This is a genomic window from Faecalibacillus intestinalis, assembly GCF_015097455.1.
Lineage (GTDB): Bacteria > Bacillota_I > Bacilli_A > Erysipelotrichales > Coprobacillaceae > Faecalibacillus > Faecalibacillus intestinalis.
In genome coordinates this window covers 1569821-1587431 of the sequence record NZ_AP024085.1, presented here as the reverse complement: position 1 = coordinate 1587431, position 17611 = coordinate 1569821, and the positions used below count along the sequence as shown (strand labels likewise).

Annotated in this window: 17 protein-coding genes and 1 other annotated feature; of the genes, 14 read left to right on the top strand and 3 right to left on the bottom strand. The window is 29.7% G+C overall.

Features of this window, described 5'->3' with window-relative positions:
• Positions 1-14 precede the first annotated feature (14 nt).
• The 3 genes from Fi14EGH31_RS08625 to Fi14EGH31_RS08615 all read left to right on the top strand — a co-directional run bounded on the left by Fi14EGH31_RS08625 (position 15) and on the right by Fi14EGH31_RS08615 (position 3267).
• Positions 15-1124 (top strand): metallophosphoesterase, encoded by a 1110-nt coding sequence (locus tag Fi14EGH31_RS08625; protein ID WP_107030268.1) that lies wholly within the window; start codon positions 15-17, stop codon positions 1122-1124.
• Positions 1125-1199: 75 nt separating this feature from the next.
• Positions 1200-2102 (top strand): LysR family transcriptional regulator, encoded by a 903-nt coding sequence (locus Fi14EGH31_RS08620; RefSeq protein ID WP_200764712.1) that lies wholly within the window; start codon positions 1200-1202, stop codon positions 2100-2102.
• Positions 2092-3267: a polysaccharide deacetylase family protein gene (locus Fi14EGH31_RS08615; RefSeq protein WP_117788777.1), complete on the top strand. Its 1176-nt coding sequence runs from the start codon at positions 2092-2094 to the stop codon at positions 3265-3267. Before Fi14EGH31_RS08620 ends, Fi14EGH31_RS08615 begins: the two co-directional genes overlap by 11 nt.
• Positions 3268-3279: 12 nt before the next feature.
• On the opposite strand, the gene Fi14EGH31_RS08610 is transcribed toward Fi14EGH31_RS08615, so the two are convergent.
• Positions 3280-3558 carry a hypothetical protein gene (locus tag Fi14EGH31_RS08610; protein WP_107030265.1) on the bottom strand — a complete coding sequence of 93 codons (279 nt, stop codon included), beginning with the start codon at positions 3556-3558 and terminating at the stop codon, positions 3280-3282.
• 137 nt (positions 3559-3695) lie between these two features.
• Positions 3696-3928, top strand: a binding site (T-box leader).
• A gap of 60 nt (positions 3929-3988) precedes the next feature.
• Here Fi14EGH31_RS08610 and Fi14EGH31_RS08605 point away from each other — a divergent pair.
• Positions 3989-5689 (top strand): carbon starvation CstA family protein, encoded by a 1701-nt coding sequence (locus Fi14EGH31_RS08605; RefSeq protein ID WP_117575893.1) that lies wholly within the window; start codon positions 3989-3991, stop codon positions 5687-5689.
• A gap of 114 nt (positions 5690-5803) precedes the next feature.
• On the opposite strand, the gene Fi14EGH31_RS08600 is transcribed toward Fi14EGH31_RS08605, so the two are convergent.
• On the bottom strand, positions 5804-6355 hold the full coding sequence (locus tag Fi14EGH31_RS08600; RefSeq protein WP_117346828.1) for a TetR/AcrR family transcriptional regulator: 552 nt from the start codon (positions 6353-6355) through the stop codon (positions 5804-5806).
• Positions 6356-6485: 130 nt separating this feature from the next.
• On the opposite strand from Fi14EGH31_RS08600, the gene Fi14EGH31_RS08595 reads away from it, so the two are divergent.
• The 5 genes from Fi14EGH31_RS08595 (at position 6486) to Fi14EGH31_RS08575 (ending at position 13947) form a co-directional block, all read left to right on the top strand.
• Positions 6486-8426: an NAD(P)/FAD-dependent oxidoreductase gene (locus Fi14EGH31_RS08595; RefSeq protein WP_200764711.1), complete on the top strand. Its 1941-nt coding sequence runs from the start codon at positions 6486-6488 to the stop codon at positions 8424-8426.
• 73 nt (positions 8427-8499) lie between these two features.
• Entirely contained in the window at positions 8500-9690 is a 1191-nt protein-coding gene (locus Fi14EGH31_RS08590) for a pyridoxal phosphate-dependent aminotransferase (protein WP_022001709.1), read from the top strand.
• A gap of 67 nt (positions 9691-9757) precedes the next feature.
• Complete coding sequence (locus Fi14EGH31_RS08585; RefSeq protein WP_022001708.1) at positions 9758-10363, top strand: TetR/AcrR family transcriptional regulator; 606 nt, start codon at positions 9758-9760, stop codon at positions 10361-10363.
• Between the two features lie 63 nt (positions 10364-10426).
• Positions 10427-12214, top strand: a complete 1788-nt coding sequence (locus Fi14EGH31_RS08580; protein WP_200764710.1) for an ABC transporter ATP-binding protein — start codon at positions 10427-10429, stop codon at positions 12212-12214.
• Complete coding sequence (locus Fi14EGH31_RS08575; RefSeq protein ID WP_200764709.1) at positions 12214-13947, top strand: ABC transporter ATP-binding protein; 1734 nt, start codon at positions 12214-12216, stop codon at positions 13945-13947. Before Fi14EGH31_RS08580 ends, Fi14EGH31_RS08575 begins: the two co-directional genes overlap by 1 nt.
• Positions 13948-13951: 4 nt before the next feature.
• Here the strand turns inward: Fi14EGH31_RS08575 and Fi14EGH31_RS08570 are convergent, their stop codons facing one another.
• Entirely contained in the window at positions 13952-14131 is a 180-nt protein-coding gene (locus tag Fi14EGH31_RS08570) for a hypothetical protein (RefSeq protein WP_147322944.1), read from the bottom strand.
• A 56-nt stretch (positions 14132-14187) separates the two neighbouring features.
• Between Fi14EGH31_RS08570 and Fi14EGH31_RS08565 the strand changes: the two genes are divergently transcribed.
• The 5 genes from Fi14EGH31_RS08565 to Fi14EGH31_RS08545 all read left to right on the top strand — a co-directional run bounded on the left by Fi14EGH31_RS08565 (position 14188) and on the right by Fi14EGH31_RS08545 (position 17534).
• Positions 14188-14658, top strand: coding sequence for a nucleotidyltransferase family protein (locus Fi14EGH31_RS08565; protein ID WP_117346832.1), 471 nt, complete (start codon positions 14188-14190; stop codon positions 14656-14658).
• Complete coding sequence (locus Fi14EGH31_RS08560; RefSeq protein ID WP_022001704.1) at positions 14630-14851, top strand: DUF6718 family protein; 222 nt, start codon at positions 14630-14632, stop codon at positions 14849-14851. The genes Fi14EGH31_RS08565 and Fi14EGH31_RS08560 overlap by 29 nt, the downstream gene beginning before the upstream one ends.
• A 96-nt stretch (positions 14852-14947) precedes the next feature.
• Positions 14948-15085 carry a TetR/AcrR family transcriptional regulator gene (locus Fi14EGH31_RS08555; RefSeq protein ID WP_200764708.1) on the top strand — a complete coding sequence of 46 codons (138 nt, stop codon included), beginning with the start codon at positions 14948-14950 and terminating at the stop codon, positions 15083-15085.
• Positions 15086-15109: 24 nt separating this feature from the next.
• Positions 15110-15511 (top strand): TetR-like C-terminal domain-containing protein, encoded by a 402-nt coding sequence (locus tag Fi14EGH31_RS08550; protein ID WP_199676975.1) that lies wholly within the window; start codon positions 15110-15112, stop codon positions 15509-15511.
• 88 nt (positions 15512-15599) lie between these two features.
• Positions 15600-17534 carry an oleate hydratase gene (locus Fi14EGH31_RS08545; protein ID WP_234697771.1) on the top strand — a complete coding sequence of 645 codons (1935 nt, stop codon included), beginning with the start codon at positions 15600-15602 and terminating at the stop codon, positions 17532-17534.
• Positions 17535-17611: the final 77 nt, after the last annotated feature.

Below are 17611 nucleotides of genomic sequence, written 5' to 3'. Positions count from 1 at the left end.
TAAATAGGTGTTATATGATAGAAATAAGACATGAAAAACTTAATATAGAAAAACCTTATAGATGTATTGTTGTTTCTGATATTCATAGTCATTTAGATCGTTTCAAACAGCTTTTAAAAGAAGCACGATATACTACACAAGACTATTTGATTATTGATGGAGATTTTGTAGAAAAGGGAACACAAGCCATAGAAACAGTACACTATCTTCAATATTTACAACAAAAAAGCCAAAGGGTATATGTTTTACTAGGTAATTGTGAATATGCTTTAGATGCATTGATTAATGATGATGATCTTTGTCAAGAAATGTTACATTACTTACGTAAAATTGGTAAAAGTGGAATGATTGATCAAATTGTTTCTCGAAAACATTTAGATTTGAAGAAAGAAAAACCACAAATTTTACAAAAAATTGTAAGAGAATCTTTACAAGAAGAACTTAATTATATAGCGAGTTTGCCTACTTCAATAGAAACCGATGATTTTTTATGTATTCATGCTGGGATTGAAAACAAAAATGATTGGCAAAATGCACCGCTGTCTTCATTTATCGAAAAAAGAGATTTTCAAAAAATAGGTCATTGTTTAAAAAAATATGTCATAGTAGGTCATTTGCCAACGTCAAATTTTTATCAAAGTCAAATTAAAAATGATGTTTTGATGGATTTTGATAAAAAAATAATTAGTATTGATGGCGGAACAGGGGTTAAATTTATCAGTCAATTGAATGCACTTATTATTGAAAATGATGGTAAGAATTTAACTTTTAAGAATCATTTTGTACAACCTTTACCAATCTATAGAATAAAACAAGATAAATTTGTAGAAAATAAGGAAAATCATAAGGTTTCCTGGCCAAATTTTGAAATAGAAATTTTAGAAAAAAGAGAAGAATTTTCATTTTGTAAAGTTATTCATACAAACCAAATGTTATGGATCAAAAATGAATTTATTTATTTGAAAAATAAACACTTTTATTGTTTAGATGATTATATTGATCATTTTATAACGGTTCATGAAAATGAAGATGTTAAAGTAATAGGATTATATGGAAAATTTGCCTATATTATCAAAAATAAAGAAATAGGCTGGATAGAAAGCGGATATTTAGAAAAAATATAATTATTTAGAAATCTTTAGAATAATTTAGATTTTTTTTAAGAAATATGGGTTAAAATAAAAAGGAAGGTAAAAATCATGGAACTTAGAATACTTCAGTATTTTTTAATGGTTGCGCGTGAGAAAAATATTACGCGTGCAGCTAAGCAACTACATATGACACAACCTACATTATCAAGACAATTAACGCAGTTGGAAGATGAATTAGGAAAGCCTTTATTTATTCGAGGAAAAAGAAAAATAGAACTCACAGATGAGGGTGTTTTACTTAGAAGAAGAGCAGAAGAAATTTTATCACTTGTTAATAAAACAGAACAAGAGATTACTCAATGTGAAGAAGAAATGGTTGGTCAAATTATGATAGGAACGGGTATTTTTTCATCTTCACAAACGGTTCTTTCGCAAGTGATTGAAGAGTTTCATGATGAATACCCTCTTGTAAAATTTGATATCTATGTAGGAAATGCGGATTTGATTAAAGAAAGAGTTGATCAAGGATTAGTAGATATTGGGATTTTGTTAGAACCAGTAGATATTTCAAAATATAATCATTTACGTATACCGCTTCAAGAAAAATGGGGAATCATTGTTTCAAAAACTAATTCTTTGGCTCATAAGCCCTATGTTAAAAAAGAGGATTTAAAAGAATTACCATTGTTTTTAACAAATAGAGAAATTGTTCAAAGTGAAATTTCTAATTGGTTAAAAGGGGATGTTTCGTTGCACAGCATGTTTTCTTATAATTTTGCTTCAGCAATTCTTCCTTTTATTCAAGATGATCAAGGAGCAGCGATTACAGTAGAAGGAGCCTATCAGGTGTTAAATCAAAAGAATATTTGTTTCATTCCTTTTTATCCAGAACTATCAACAAATACCGTTTTTATATGGAAGAAATATACACGTCTTTCACCAGTTATTGATAGGTTTATTAAAAAAGTACAAGAATATTTAGAAAAGAGTAGGAGTCTATATGAAAAATAGAAAAAAATTAGTGATTATTTTGATTGGAGTAATCGTCTTAGGAATAGTTTTATTTGTTTATCAAACATTTATAAAAAAACAACTGCATTTTAAAGAAAATATGACAGTAGAAATTAATGGAAAATTTAATCCCAATAGCTATATTAGTGAAGTTGAACATGGAAGTGTTAAAGATGTAGCATGTCAAAGCAAAAATTTAAATATTAAAAAGCTAGGAAAATATGAAGTGACATATACATATAAAAATAGAGAATATACAACAACGATTCAAGTTGTAGATACACAAAAACCTGTATTTAAGGGATTGGATGATTTGACGGTTTCTTTAAATACAACACCGGATTTAAAAGCTGGTGTGGAAGTAAGCGATAATAGTTTAGAAGAAATTAAATACAAAATAGATGATAAAAAAATAGATACCTCAAAAGAAGGCACATATGAAGTTACTTATAGTGCAAAAGATAGTTCAGGTAACAAAACAATAGCCAAAAGAAAAATAGAAGTTATTAAAAAAATCGGAAGTGATAAACAATCAAATGAAAAAGTGGTTTATTTAACATTTGATGATGGACCATCAGAAAATACCAAAAAGATTATGGATATTCTTGCAAAATATGATGCTAAAGCAACATTTTTTGTAACAGGAAGAAATCAAGATTATAATTATTTGATTAAAGATGCTTATAATGCAGGACATACGATTGCTCTTCATACGTATAGTCATGAATATTCAACTGTCTATGCTTCAGTTGATGCTTATTTTGATGATTTAAATAAAGTAGGTCAAATGGTAAAAAAAGAAATCGGTTTTGTACCACATTATATTCGTTTCCCAGGTGGAAGTTCAAATACAGTATCAAGAAGATATTGTCAAGGAATTATGTCAACTCTTACAAAAGAAGTTGTTGAAAAAGGATATCAATATTATGATTGGAATGGAGATTCAACAGATGCTTCAGGAAATCATGTAGCTGTAGATAAGTTGATTAGAAACGGGACATCATGTCATGATAATAATGTCATGATTTTATGCCACGATACACAAGCTAAGGATACCACTGTTCAAGCCTTACCTGCTATTATTGAACACTATAAAAATTTAGGCTATACTTTTAAAGGAATTGATGATGCGACATATGCCCCACATCAAAGTGTTAATAATTAATAAAAGTAATGTTCATTTTTGGACATTACTTTTCATTTTATTAATTTCTTCTTTTATTTTTTCAATACTTTTTTCTAATAAATCATAATCATTTTGATTTTGTTTAGAAAGGGAATTTTGATCTTGTAAATAAGAGATATAAGCACTGTTTAAAGAGAGCATATCTCCTAGAGTTGTTAAAAAAGCGCCAATAATGGCCTGTTCATCATTTGAAAAACATTCATTAAATGATTGTGAAATGATGACAATCATCTGATTAAGTAAAACAGTATTCATGTAAGGTAGAGACATATAATCACCAATATATTATATGTATCAAAAGATGAGTTGACTGAACGAAATAAATATTTATTGATAAAAAATATAGTTATTAAAATAAAAAACTATTGACAAACAAAAAAAGAGGTATAATATATAGGCATACATATAAATGAGCGATGAACAAGATACGATTTTACATCCGCTTCCTATAGAGAACATTCGGTTGGTGGAAAGAATGTAGGTAATGATATAAGACCATCACTTGTGAGCTATTTTCTTGAAATAAAAGTAGGGGAATCGTAATTTCTGCGTTAAAGGAATAGCATTATAAAAAGATGTGAAGGGGCGATTAAATATCGCAATCTAAGTGGTACCGCGGAACAAGGTTTTCGTCTTAGCGTAAAGTTAAGCGAAAACCTTTTTATATGTGATGATTGATTTAAAAGAGGGGGATTCATTTATGAATGGTTTACTATTACTTGGATTAAGTGCTTTAATTTTAGTAGTGGCTTATTTATTCTATGGTCGTTACTTAGTTAAAACATGGGGAATTGATCCAAAAGCAACAACACCTGCTGTTGCAAAAGAAGATGGGACAGACTTTGTACCTACAAACAAATGGTCAGTCTTTGCTCATCAATTCTCATCAATTGCAGGAGCTGGACCTGTTACTGGACCAGTTATGGCAATGATGTTTGGTTGGCTACCAGCTTTTTTATGGGTTATCGTTGGTGGTGTATTCTTTGGTGCTGTACAAGATTTTGGCGCACTTTATGCTTCTGTTAAAACAGAAGGGAAATCAATGGGACAAATCATTGAAAAATATATTGGACGTAAAGGTAAAAAATTATTTTTCTTATTTTGTTGGATTTTCACATTAATTGTTATTGCAGCTTTCGCTGATATGGTTGCAGGAACATTTAATGGAATTAGTGCTGATGGGGCTAAACTTGCTCCAAATGCAAGTGCTGCTTCAATTTCAATTTTATATGTCTTTGTAGCAATGGCCTTTGGTTTATTCTTGAAAAAAGTTAAACTAGAAGGTTTACCAAAAGTGATTCTTGGTATTGCTTTAATTATTGCTATGTTAGCACTTGGAATTATGTTTCCAGTATATGCTACTAAAACAACTTGGATTTATGTTGTCTTTGTATATATTTTCTTTGCTTCAGTTACACCTATGTGGTTACTTAAAACACCACGTGATTATTTAACAACATTCTTATTTATCGGAATGATCGTTGCTGCTGTAATTGGTGTATTTGTAAGCAATCCAACAATTACAACACCTGCTTTTGCAGGATTTAAATCTGCTTCAGGAAGTTATATCTTCCCAACATTATTTGTTACAATTGCTTGTGGTGCTGTTTCTGGTTTCCATTCACTTGTCTCATCTGAAACAAGTTCAAAATTAGTAGAAAACGAAAAAGATATGTTACAAGTTGGTTATGGTTCTATGTTACTTGAATCATTACTTGCTATCTTAGTTATCGTTATTGTTGGTGCTTTACCAAACTTAAAAGCATCGGGTGTCTTAGATAGTACACTTGCTAATATGGCTTTAGCTGATACAGCAACACCATTTACTAAATTCTCAGCTGGTGTTACTGGTTTAGTTGCTCAACTTGGTTTACCTCAATCTTGGGGATTATGTATTATGACAATGTTTGTTTCAGCTCTTGCTTTAACTTCATTAGATGCTGTTGCAAGAATTTCAAGAATGTCTTTCCAAGAATTCTTTGAAGTAGAAGAAGGACAAGAACCAAGTGGTTTAGTTAAAGTTTTAACTAATAAATACGTTTCAACAATTATTTCTTTAGTTTGTGGATATTTATTAAGTTTAGGTGGATATGTTAATATTTGGCCATTATTTGGATCAGCTAACCAATTATTAGCTGCAATGGTTTTAATTTCATTAGCTGTTTTCTTAAAAGTTACTGGAAGAAAAGGATTTATGTTATATATCCCAATGGTATTAATGTTCATTGTTACAATGACAGCATTAGTACAAGCTATCTATGGAATCGTTATGAAATTATTTGTAACTGGTGGATTTGTCTTAATGGTCGATGGTTTACAATTAGTAGTCGCAATCTTACTTGTTGCATTAGGATTAATGATTGGTTTCAACTCTGGAAGTAAACTTGTTAAAGAAAAATAGACATATAAAAAGCTTCGATAATTGAAGCTTTTTTTGTGCTTTAATTCATATAAAAACCACTATTAACATTAATGCCTTAATCAAGAAAATACTACCAGCATTTCTTATAGTTTTTTATGCAATAAGAATAGCTTTTAATGATTGAATAAATTCTAAACGGACATCTTCTATTTGATGTAAGCACCATTGGATTCCACAACCAAAACATATATGCTCTAAAACATTATAAATGATTTGGGGAGAACTAGGATTCTTTATTTCTTTTGTTGTTTGTGCTTTTTCAATAAGTTCAACAACGATTTCTTTTAAATCATTGATTTGTGAAAAGGTTCCTTTATTTTCTTTTAAGTTTGAAATATAAAGTTGACAATAAAGTTCTTGTTTAAACTGAAGCATATGTTCAATGATTAAATCAAAAGCATCAATGATTTGTTGAACATAATTTTGATGAATTTTTGCATTTGTTCTTAACTCATCAATACGTTCATTAATATCATCAAAAAAATAAGAAAGTAATTCTTCTTTAGAATCAATATATCGATAAAAGGTTGTTTTTGTAATTGAACAAGCTTTACATATATCATTAACGGTTGTTTGATCATACCCATTTTCCATAAATAATTGATAAGAGGTATTAATAATATTATTTTTTAAATCTTTATACATTTATATCACCATCTATTACTATACCATAAAAGGAAATAAAAAAGATTGTGAAAAAATAAACATTGACAATAAAACGGTTACATACTAAAATGTTACCGAGGTAACAAAAAAAGGAAAGAGGTAAAGAAATATGAGTTACGAAAAACTATTTACGCCATTTAAAATTGGTAAAATGGAAGTAAAAAACAGATTAGTAATGTCACCAATGGGAACAAACAGTGCTTTGGCTAATGGACGAAAAACAGACAACGAAATTGATTATTTCATTGAAAGAGCTAAAGGTGGAGTGGGAATGATTATTATGGGATGTCAACCACTTAATGAAAAGATTGCTCAAGGTTCAATGGAAGGATATATGGATAGCTTTACTGTTTTACCTTCACTTACAAGTGTTTGTGATGGAGTACATAAATATGGTGCTAAAATTGTATGTCAATTAACACCAGGTACAGGAAGAAATGCATTTCCTGATACATTAGGGAATCCACCAATGTCAGCATCAGAAATTCCTTCAGCATTTGATCCTAATTTAATGTGTCATGCATTAACTAAAGAAGAAATTTCTAAAATGATGGATGATTTCAAATTTGCGGCAGGTGTTGCTATGGATGCAGGATATGATGCAATTGAAATACATGCACATGCAGGTTATTTAATTGATCAATTCTTATCACCTGTATGGAATAAAAGAACAGACGAATATGGAGGATCACCTGAAAATAATACATGTTTTGCAAAAGATATCTATCATGCAATTCGTGAAGTAGTAGGTAAAGATGTACCTATTTTATTCCGTATTTCACTTGATCATCGTTTTAATGGTGGTAGAGATTTAGAATATAGTATGAAAATCCTAAAAGAATTAGAAAAAGAAGGTATTGATGCTTTTGATATTGATGCAGGATGTTATGAAACATTAGATTATATTTTCCCACCAGCATATTTAGGTGAATCTTGTATGTCATATGTATGTGAAGATGCAAGAAAAGTTGTTAATGTTCCATTGATTAATGCTGGTACACATAATCCTGAAAGTGCATTAGAATTAATTGAAAGTGGTAATGTTGATTTTGTTTCATTTGGTAGAGCATTGATTGCTGATCCAATGATGCCTAAAAAATTAATGAAAAATCATCGTGAAGATGTAAGACCTTGTTTAAGATGTAATGAATACTGTATTGGACGTATTTGGAATCATCATACAAAATTAGGATGTGCTGTTAATCCTCAAGCAATGGAAGAAGTAAGATTTAAATTAGAAAAAACAGAAGATCCACAAAATGTTGTTGTTATTGGAGCTGGTCCTGGGGGAATGGAAGCAGCAAGAGTTGCAGCTTTAGAAGGACATCATGTTACTTTATTTGAAAAAGAAGATCATCTAGGTGGTACAATGGGAGATATTTGTACAGCTAAGTTTAAAACAAATATCAAACAACTTACAAAATGGTATCAAGTTCAATTAGAAAAATTACCTATTGATATTCATTTAAATACAACAATTACTGGTGATGAGGAAATATTAAAAACATGTGATTATATTATTGTTTCTACAGGTGCTTTACCTTTTACACCAGCTATTCCTGGCATTGATGGAGATAATGTAGTTAATATTGTAGAAGCACATAGAAATGAATCACTTATTAAAGGAAATAAAATTGTTGTTTGTGGTGGTGGTGCCTCTGGATTAGATGGGGCTATTGAAATGGCAGAAGAAATGCATAAAGATGTGACTGTTGTTGAAATGCTTCCAGAAATGGGTAAAGATGTTTTCTTTATTAATAAGATTTCTTTATTTAATAAATTAGCTCAAAATCATGTACAATTAATGACAAATACAAAAGTAGTAGTTATTGATGAAACAGGATTAACTGTTGAAGAAAGCGGTGTAGAAAAACACTTAGAAGCTGATACAATTATTTCTGCTTTTGGAATGAGACCTAATACAAAACTTGCAGATCAATTAAAAGAAAAATATCCAATGAAAACAAGAGTGATTGGTGATTGTTATAAATTAGGTAAAATTGGAGAAGCAGTAAGAGAAGGTTTCTTTGCGGCAAGTTCTTTAGATTAATATTTAAACAATGTTTAGACTTTCTAAACATTGTTTTTTATTATATAATACTTTACAAAAAGGAAGTGTCAAAATGGAAAATAGATATGCTAGTAGAATAGAAAAAGTACAAATGTCATCTATTCGTGTGGTCATGGAAAAAGTTGAAAAATTAAGAAGCCAAGGAAAAAGTGTAGTTTCTTTATGTGCTGGAGAACCTGATTTTAATACGCCAGAAGGAATAAAAAAAGCAACGATAGAAGCGTTAAATGATAATCAAACACATTATAGTTCTAATCGAGGATATTTAGGTTTAAGAAAAAAAGTAGCTCATCTTTTAAAGGAACAAACAACGATTGATTATGATAGCGATACAGAAATTATTATGACTTGTGGTTGTAGTGAAGCAATTAATAATGTTTGCCAAGCATTTATTAATAAAGATGATGAAGTTATCATTTTTACCCCAGCTTTTGTATCTTATCAAAATACAGTTTTATTATGTCAAGGAATTCCTGTAGAAATTCCACTAAAACTAAGTCTAGGATTTCAAATTGATATTGAAGAAGTAAAAAATAAAATAACAAAGAAAACAAAAATGATTATTTTAAATAATCCAAATAATCCTACAGGAGCTGTTTATCAAAAAGAAACTTTAGAACAGTTATGTAAACTTGCTAGAGAAAACAATATATTAATTTTAGCAGATGAAATTTATAATCAATTAGATTATGAAAATCAATATGTATCCATTGCATCATTTGAAAATATGAAAGATTATACAATTATTGTTAATGGGTTTTCAAAAGCGTATGCAATGACTGGATGGCGAATGGGTTATATTGCTTCAAGCCAAAAACATATTGATCAAATATTAAAAGTACATCAATATACAACAACATCACAAATGACCTTTGCTCAAATAGGGATGGCAAATGCAATAGATCAAGAAGATGTAAAAAAAGAAGTTCAACATATGGTTGATACCTTTGCATTAAGAAGAACTTTTATTATGGAACAATTAGATCAATGTAAAAATCTTTTCTATATTAAACCTCATGGAGCATTTTATATTATGGTTGATGTCTCTAAAACAGGACTTAATGGACAAGAATTTGCAGATAAGTTACTAGAGTATGGAGTTGCTGTTGTTCCTGCAAATGGCTTTGGCAAAGATTTTAGTGATTTTATTCGTATTTCTTTTGCTTCATCAAAAGAAAATATTGCAGAAGCATTTGTTAGAATAAGAAAGTTATTAAATGACTTAAATAAAGAAGCCTGTTAAGCTTTTTTATTGAAAATAAAAAATAACACTGTTATAATAACAGTGTTATTTAATGATGGAGGTATCAATGAGACAAGAAACGCAAGGAGTAACAGAAACTCTTATAAAAAATGCAACTGAAGAATTTTTAGAATATGGTTTTACTAAAGCAAGTCTTCGTCGTATTGCCGGTTCAAGTGGTGTCAGTACAAATTCAATTTATACGCGTTTTAAAGATAAAGAAGGTCTTTTTAAAGCCATTGTGGATGACGCTGCTGATGGTTTGATGAATATTTATTTAGAAAGTATTCAAAAAGCAAAAGAAAGTACGAATCTTGATCAAGCGTGTCTTGAAGGTGGTCAAGGGACAAATTTTGTATTAGATTATGTTTATCAACATCTTCAAGAGTTTAAACTTATATTCTGTTGTTCTGCAGGAACAGAATATGAGGATTATTTAGATCGTTTAGGTGAAATTGAAGAATCGTATTATTTAGAATTTGTTAGAAAGTATGGTCAAGATAAAATGACAGTTGATCCATTTTTTATTCATGTGTTTTGTCGTGCGGGTTGGCAAACAATTTATGAAGTTGTCATGCACAATCGTACTTACAAAGAGGCTCAATCATTTATGGATAGCACGGTTTTGTTTAATAGAGCTGGTTGGAAAGCTGTTATGGGTATTGAAAAATAGACAGGGAAACCTGTCTTAAATCAAAATCCGCAGTTAGCTAAAACTAACCAAAAGGAGGAAATTATGAAAGAGAAGAAAAAGAGTACTTTATCTAAATTGATGGTATTTGCAGGAAATCATAAATATTATGTATATGCTTCCTGTATTTTAGCGACTATAAGTGCATTCATGGCTTTAGTTCCTTTTTATGATATATGGCGTATCATTAAAGAAGTGCTAGAAGTAAGACCACATTTTAATGAAGCAGTTCATATTAAAAATTATGGAGGACATGCTGTTTTATTTGCACTCCTTTCTATGATATTCTATATTGTTGCTTTAATGTGTTCACATAAAGCTGCTTTTAGAGTACAAGCAACAATGAGAACAAAAATGATGGAACATATTATGAAACTTCCTTTAGGGTATGTTGAAAGTCAAGGGAGTGGAAAGATTAGAAAAATCGTTATGGAATCAAGTAGTGCTACAGAAACTTTCTTGGCACATAATGTTCCAGATAAAGTTATTTCTAAAGCAACACCTATTGGGTTACTTTTGATGATGGTATTTTTTGATTGGCGTTTAGGTTTAATCAGTTTAATTCCAGCAATCATTGCTTTTATTTTAATGTTTACAGCAATGATGGGTCCTAAAATGGCAGAAGATATGAAACAATATCAAAATGCTTTAGAAACGATGTCATCAGAAGCAGTTGAATATGTAAGAGGTGTTCCTGTTGTTAAAACCTTTGGACAAACAATATTTTCTTTTAAAAGATTTAAAGAAGCTATTGATGAATATGAAAAATGGACTTTAGATTATACAAAAAGTATGATGAAACCAATGGTTTGTTTTACAACTTTTGCGAATGCTATTTTTGCTGCACTTATTATTGCTGCTTATCTATTTGTAGGGAATCAAATTACTGATCAATTTATTTTAAACTTATTTTTCTATATTTTAATTACATCTATTTTAACAACTACTTTAATGAAAATCGCTTATGCAGGTGAATCACAAATGATGGTAGAAGATGCTTTAAATCGAATGGATCTCATTATGAATGTACAACCCTTACCAGAAAGTAAAGAAGTAAAAGTACCAAGTGATGCCTCAATTGATATAGAAAATATTAGTTTTTCATATCAAAATACTTCAACTAAAGCAATTGACCATTTAAATATGCATATTCAAGCAGGTCAACATATTGCTTTAGTTGGACCAAGTGGAGGAGGTAAAACAACTGTAGCTTCTTTAATTTGTCGTTTCTTCGATGTAAATGAAGGGAGCATTAAAATTGGTCATGTAAATGTTAAAGACATTGAACAAAAAGAATTAATGAATCAAGTGTCTTATGTTTTTCAAGATAGCCGATTACTAAAGATGAGTATTTTAGAAAATATTCGTATGTCTAGGCCTGAAGCTAGTGATGAAGAGGTAATACAAGCTTTAAAAGATGCACAGTGTCAAGATATTATTGATAAGTTTCCTGAGGGTATTCATACGATTATTGGTTCAAAGGGTGTTTATGTTTCAGGTGGAGAGAGTCAAAGATTATCTATTGCTAGAGCTTTTTTAAAGAATGCTCCAATTCTTATTTTAGATGAAGCAACCGCTTTTGCTGATCCAGATAATGAAGTATTAGTTCAAAAGGCTTTTGAGAAACTTTCAAAGAATAAAACAGTCATTATGATTGCCCATCGTTTATCAACGATTACTCATGCAGATTGTATTTATGTATTAGAAAATGGGCAGGTTGTTGAAAGTGGAAATCATGAAGAATTATTAGAAACAAAAGGTGTTTATGAACATATGTGGCATCAATATAATCAATCTGTTAAATGGAAAGTACAAAAGGAGGATGAAGAATAATGATTGAAAAATTAAAACATAAATATGCTTTATCTTCTAAAGGAGCCAAAGATATGGTAAGAGCTTTTATAGCAGTGACACTTTCTAACCTTGTTTTAATGCTTCCTGTGGGATTACTTTATTTACTAGCATCTTATTTATTAGATAATCAATTACCACAAGAAAAATTTGTTTTCTTTTTGATAGCTATTGTAGTTATTTTAATATGTATTGCTTTAACAAACGTTTTTCAATATCGTGCTACTTTTTTTTCAACATATGTTGAAAGTGGTGTTAGACGTCGTACACTTGCGGAAAAGTTAAGAAAACTTCCTTTATCTTATTTTGGTAAAAAAGATTTAGCGGATCTTACAAATACGATTATGTCTGACTGTGCTCTTTTAGAAACAGCAAGTTCACATTGGATTCCTGAATTAATAGGAGCTATGATTTCAACAACTATTATTGTTATCAGTTTATTGTTTTTTGATTTTCGTATGGCACTTGCAGCAATTTGGGTGATGCCAATTGCTTTTGCAATTGTTCTTTATTCAAGAAAAACGATGCGTCATACACATAAAAAAACAAATGAATATCGTATTGATTGTTTAGATGGCATTCAAGAAGGATTAGAAACATTAAGAGATCTAAGAGCAAATAATATGTGTGATCAATATATGGAATCACTTAATAAAAAAATCAAAGCTGTTGAAAAACATGCTATTTTTGCGGAATTTACAAATGCAGCATTTGTTTGTAGTGCACAAATGATTTTAAAACTTGGTATAGGCACTGTTGCTGTTGTAGGAAGTTATTTACTTGTAAAAGGTGAGATTACAGTTTTAACATTCTTTATGTTTTTGCTTGTTGTGACACGTATGTATGAGCCATTACAAATATCTTTACAAAATTTATCAGCAATGATTAGTTTAGATACAAATTGTAAACGTATGGATGAAATTTTATCTCATGATGAACAAACAGGAAATAATACTCTTACAAATGAGGGCTATGATATTGTTTTTGATCATGTGGCTTTTGCTTATAATCAAAAAGAACAAGTATTATCTGATGTCTCATTTACTGCTAAACAAGGTGAAGTAACAGCTTTAATTGGACCAAGTGGTGGTGGTAAAACAACGATTTCTCGTTTAGCTGCACGTTTTTATGATATTGATAGTGGAAAGATTACAGTTGGTGGTATGGATATTTCAAAGATTGATCCGGAAAAATTATTAGAGCTTTATTCAATTGTTTTTCAAGATGTAACACTTTTTAATAATACAATTATGGAAAATATTCGTATTGGTAAAAAAGATGCAACAGACCAAGAAGTGATGGCAGCAGCAAAACTTGCTCATTGTGATGAGTTTGTTGAAAATATGCCAGATCAATGGAATACAATGATTGGTGAAAATGGTTCTGAATTATCAGGAGGACAAAGACAAAGAATTTCAATTGCGAGAGCATTTTTAAAAGATGCTCCAATTATCTTAATGGATGAAGCGACTGCTTCTTTAGATGTAGATAATGAATCAATGATTCAAGAGTCTATTTCTAAGTTAATAGAAAATAAAACAGTATTAATTATTGCACATCGTATGAGAACAGTTGATGGCGTTGACCAAATTGTTGTTTTAAAAGATGGAGTAGTCTTTGAACAAGGTAAACCACAAGATTTAAAACAACAAAATGGTATTTATAAACATATGGTAGAGATGCAAATGCAATCTCATAATTGGAAATATGAATAATTGATTACCAAGATATTTTAAAGTTTTCAGGAAACATTTGATATAAAAGATGACCTGCTTGTTTAGGTGATAAATCATATTTACCTAGAATATAGTGTTGATACATGATTGAAGCACCACCACAAAAGACATCCAATAAAAGAAGATCTTTATCTTCAAAGTGGATGTTTTTTGTTTTACACATCTCAATAACGGTATTATAAGAATATTGATAAATAAAATCACCTAAAGAATTAATTCCTGTATAATCAAAGTATTTTATACAAATTTCCGATAGATTTAAGAATCAAAAGTATTGGGTCTGCATCTATTAAATTTGACAGGTATCCAAATGCAACTTTTTCACGTGTCTTTAATGATATTTTAGGTTTCAGAACAATTTGTTCAAATTATGAAGAAGTTCTTTGTCTTGAAACGGAAGAAAAAATAAGAGTTGTCGATATGTCAAAAGGAAAATCTAATGATGATGGGTATCGAGGCGTACATGTCTATTATCAAAAAGATAATAAACATTATCCAATTGAGATACAGTTTAATACTTACTATGATAGGCAATTAAATGATTGGTTACATGATAAATTTTATAAACGAGGATATGATAGCTTTTATGGTCAAATATTGCGTAAATATTATGAAAATGGTAGAATAAAATTAGCTGAAGAATTAGAGGAGGTACTAGAAAATGTGTTACATCATTGCGAAAAGATTTAAAAAATCAGGATGCATTGCACTAAAAGCAAAGCGTGGAAAAGAGTTGGCTGATTTTGCAACAAATTTACAAAAGAAGCTAGGATACGATATTCAAATTGTAGCAATCACTAGACCTACTGCTTATGGAGAATATGAACCTTATCATTTTGTTAATAGTTTTGAAGAATTTAGTAAAGAAGCAAGTCTATTATAGTATTACAAGCAATCTACGGATTGCTTTTTTAATGTAAGTCATAAAAAAATATAGTATGATTAATATAGAATATCTTGAAAAGGGATAGGTGAAAATATGACAAATAGAACTAAATTACAATTAGAAGATGCTTTTAAAAAGCTTTTATTAGAAAAGCCATTTCATAAAATAACCATTAAAAATTTAACAGATGTTTGTTATTTAAGCAGGATGTCTTTTTATTATCATTTTTAAGATTTATATGATTTAACAGAATGGATTTTAATTGAAGATGCTAAAAAAGCACTTAATGAAAAGAAAGATTATGCTCATTGGAAAGAAGGATTAGAAAATATCTTTGAAGCTGTTTATAAAAATAAACCTTTTATTTTAAATGTTTATCATGATATTTCTAAAGATCAGATAGAAAAAGTATTATTTAAACTTGTTCATGGATTGATTGAATCAATTGTTGAAGAAAGAAGTATTGAAACAAATTTAAATGAACAACAAAAGAATTTTATTGCTTATTTTTATAAATATGGTTTTGTAGGGATTATGCTTGATTGGATAGAAAAAGGAATGGATGAAAATTATAATGAAATTGTTGATGATTTAGAAAAGACAGTTCATGGAACAATAGATTTATCAATTAAAAACTTTACAGATAATAAGAAATGATAAAAATTAAATCATTTCTTTTTTATTGTAAATTTTAATTCAAGAGGGGAATGATAAAATTAAGGTATCAAAGAAAGGTGGAACCTATATGAAAAGAAGTATCAAAATAGCAGCAACAACAGCTGCAGCTGTTTCATCAGCTATGCTTGTTAAAAAAGCAAAAGAAAATAAAGTAGAAGAAAAAGAAAATACGTATCGTAATACTGAACTTGGTAAACATGATAAAAATTCTAAAGGAATTTATTATACAAATGGTAACTATGAAGCATTTGCTAGACCTAAAAAACCTGAAGGTGTAGAAAATAAAAGTGCTTATTTAATTGGTAGTGGACTAGCTTCATTAGCTGCTGCATGTTTTTTAGTAAGAGATGGACAAATGCCAGGAAAGAATATTCATATTTTAGAAGCAATGGATATTGCTGGTGGGGCTTGTGATGGTATCTTTGATCCAACAGCAGGTTATATTATGCGTGGTGGAAGAGAAATGGAAAACCACTTTGAATGTTTATGGGATTTATTTAGAAGTATTCCTTCTTTAGAAATTAAAGATGCCAGTGTTTTAGATGAATTTTATTGGTTAAATAAAGAAGATCCTAACTACTCATTATGTAGAGCAACAGTTAATCGTGGACAAGATGCTAAGACCAATAATCAATTTGGTTTAAGTCAAAAAGGGTGTATGGAAATTATGAAACTCTTTATGACTAAAGATGAAGATCTCTATGATAAAACAATTGAAGATGTCTTTGATGAAGAAGTTTTTGATTCAACATTTTGGATGTATTGGCGTACTATGTTTGCCTTTGAAAACTGGCACAGTGCTTTAGAAATGAAACTCTATTTCCAAAGATTTATTCATCATATATCAGGATTACCTGATTTTAGTGCTTTAAAATTTACAAGATATAATCAATATGAATCCCTTATTTTACCAATGAAAAAATACTTAGAAAAACATGATGTAGATTTTCAATTTAACAGCGAAGTAACAAATATTATATTTGATACAACACCTGATAAAAAAGTAGCTAAAGTTATTGAATGTAAAGTAAATGGTAAAGATAAAAATATTCAATTAACTGAAAATGATTTAGTCTTTATTACAAATGGTAGTTGTGTAGAAGGAACAATCTATGGAGATCAAAATCATGCTCCTCAAGGAGATGCTAAAGTAGCAAAAAGTGGTTGTTGGGATTTATGGAAAAATATTGCTAAACAAGATGCTTCATTTGGATATCCTGAAAAATTCTGTAGTGATATTGAAAAAACAAATTGGGAATCAGCTACAATTACAACATTAGATGATAAAATTATTCCTTATATTACAAATATCTGTAAAAGAGATCCTCGTACTGGACATGTTGTAACAGGAGGAATTGTTAGTTGTAAAGATTCATCATGGCTTTTAAGTTGGACAATTAATCGCCAAGGACAATTTAAACAGCAAGATAAAGAAAAAGTATGTGTTTGGGTCTATGGCTTATTTACAGATGTTCTTGGAGATTATGTAAAAAAACCAATGAAAGAATGTACAGGAAAAGAAATTACAATGGAATGGCTCTATCATCTTGGTGTACCAGAAAAATACATTGAAGACTATGCGACAAACAGTGCTATCTGTATACCAACAATGATGCCATATATCACTGCTTTCTTTATGCCAAGAAGAAAAGAAGATCGACCAGATGTTATTGTTGATGGCGCAGTTAACTTTGCTTTCTTAGGACAATTTGCTCATACACCTAGAGATACTGTCTTTACTACAGAATATTCTGTAAGAACAGCTATGGAAGCTGTTTATGGTTTATTAGGTGTAGATCGTGGTGTTCCTGAAGTATGGGGAAGTGTTTATGATATTAGAGAATTATTGGATAGTTCTGTTAAATTGATGGATGGAAAATCTCCTCTTGAAATAAACTTAGGTCCTTTAAATATGTTTAAAAAACCTCTTATTAAAGCAGTTAAAGGAACAGTTATAGAGAAATTATTAAGAGACCATGAAGTATTAAAAGATAATATGTAATAATAAAGAGGCTGTAACCTTTCGAAAGTAGTTAAAAATCTACTTACTCGTTACAGCCCCTTATTTTTTAAATTATT

Excerpts from the sequence above, each read along its gene's own strand:
- Fi14EGH31_RS08625 (WP_107030268.1), top strand. The coding sequence starts at position 15 with ATGATAGAAATAAGACATGAAAAACTTAATATAGAAAAACCTTATAGA.
- Fi14EGH31_RS08620 (WP_200764712.1), top strand. The coding sequence starts at position 1,200 with ATGGAACTTAGAATACTTCAGTATTTTTTAATGGTTGCGCGTGAGAAA.
- Fi14EGH31_RS08615 (WP_117788777.1), top strand. The coding sequence starts at position 2,092 with ATGAAAAATAGAAAAAAATTAGTGATTATTTTGATTGGAGTAATCGTC.
- Fi14EGH31_RS08610 (WP_107030265.1), bottom strand. The coding sequence starts at position 3,558 with ATGTCTCTACCTTACATGAATACTGTTTTACTTAATCAGATGATTGTC.
- Fi14EGH31_RS08605 (WP_117575893.1), top strand. The coding sequence starts at position 3,989 with ATGAATGGTTTACTATTACTTGGATTAAGTGCTTTAATTTTAGTAGTG.
- Fi14EGH31_RS08600 (WP_117346828.1), bottom strand. The coding sequence starts at position 6,355 with ATGTATAAAGATTTAAAAAATAATATTATTAATACCTCTTATCAATTA.
- Fi14EGH31_RS08595 (WP_200764711.1), top strand. The coding sequence starts at position 6,486 with ATGAGTTACGAAAAACTATTTACGCCATTTAAAATTGGTAAAATGGAA.
- Fi14EGH31_RS08590 (WP_022001709.1), top strand. The coding sequence starts at position 8,500 with ATGGAAAATAGATATGCTAGTAGAATAGAAAAAGTACAAATGTCATCT.
- Fi14EGH31_RS08585 (WP_022001708.1), top strand. The coding sequence starts at position 9,758 with ATGAGACAAGAAACGCAAGGAGTAACAGAAACTCTTATAAAAAATGCA.
- Fi14EGH31_RS08580 (WP_200764710.1), top strand. The coding sequence starts at position 10,427 with ATGAAAGAGAAGAAAAAGAGTACTTTATCTAAATTGATGGTATTTGCA.
- Fi14EGH31_RS08575 (WP_200764709.1), top strand. The coding sequence starts at position 12,214 with ATGATTGAAAAATTAAAACATAAATATGCTTTATCTTCTAAAGGAGCC.
- Fi14EGH31_RS08570 (WP_147322944.1), bottom strand. The coding sequence starts at position 14,131 with ATGTGTAAAACAAAAAACATCCACTTTGAAGATAAAGATCTTCTTTTA.
- Fi14EGH31_RS08560 (WP_022001704.1), top strand. The coding sequence starts at position 14,630 with ATGTGTTACATCATTGCGAAAAGATTTAAAAAATCAGGATGCATTGCA.
- Fi14EGH31_RS08555 (WP_200764708.1), top strand. The coding sequence starts at position 14,948 with ATGACAAATAGAACTAAATTACAATTAGAAGATGCTTTTAAAAAGCTT.
- Fi14EGH31_RS08545 (WP_234697771.1), top strand. The coding sequence starts at position 15,600 with ATGAAAAGAAGTATCAAAATAGCAGCAACAACAGCTGCAGCTGTTTCA.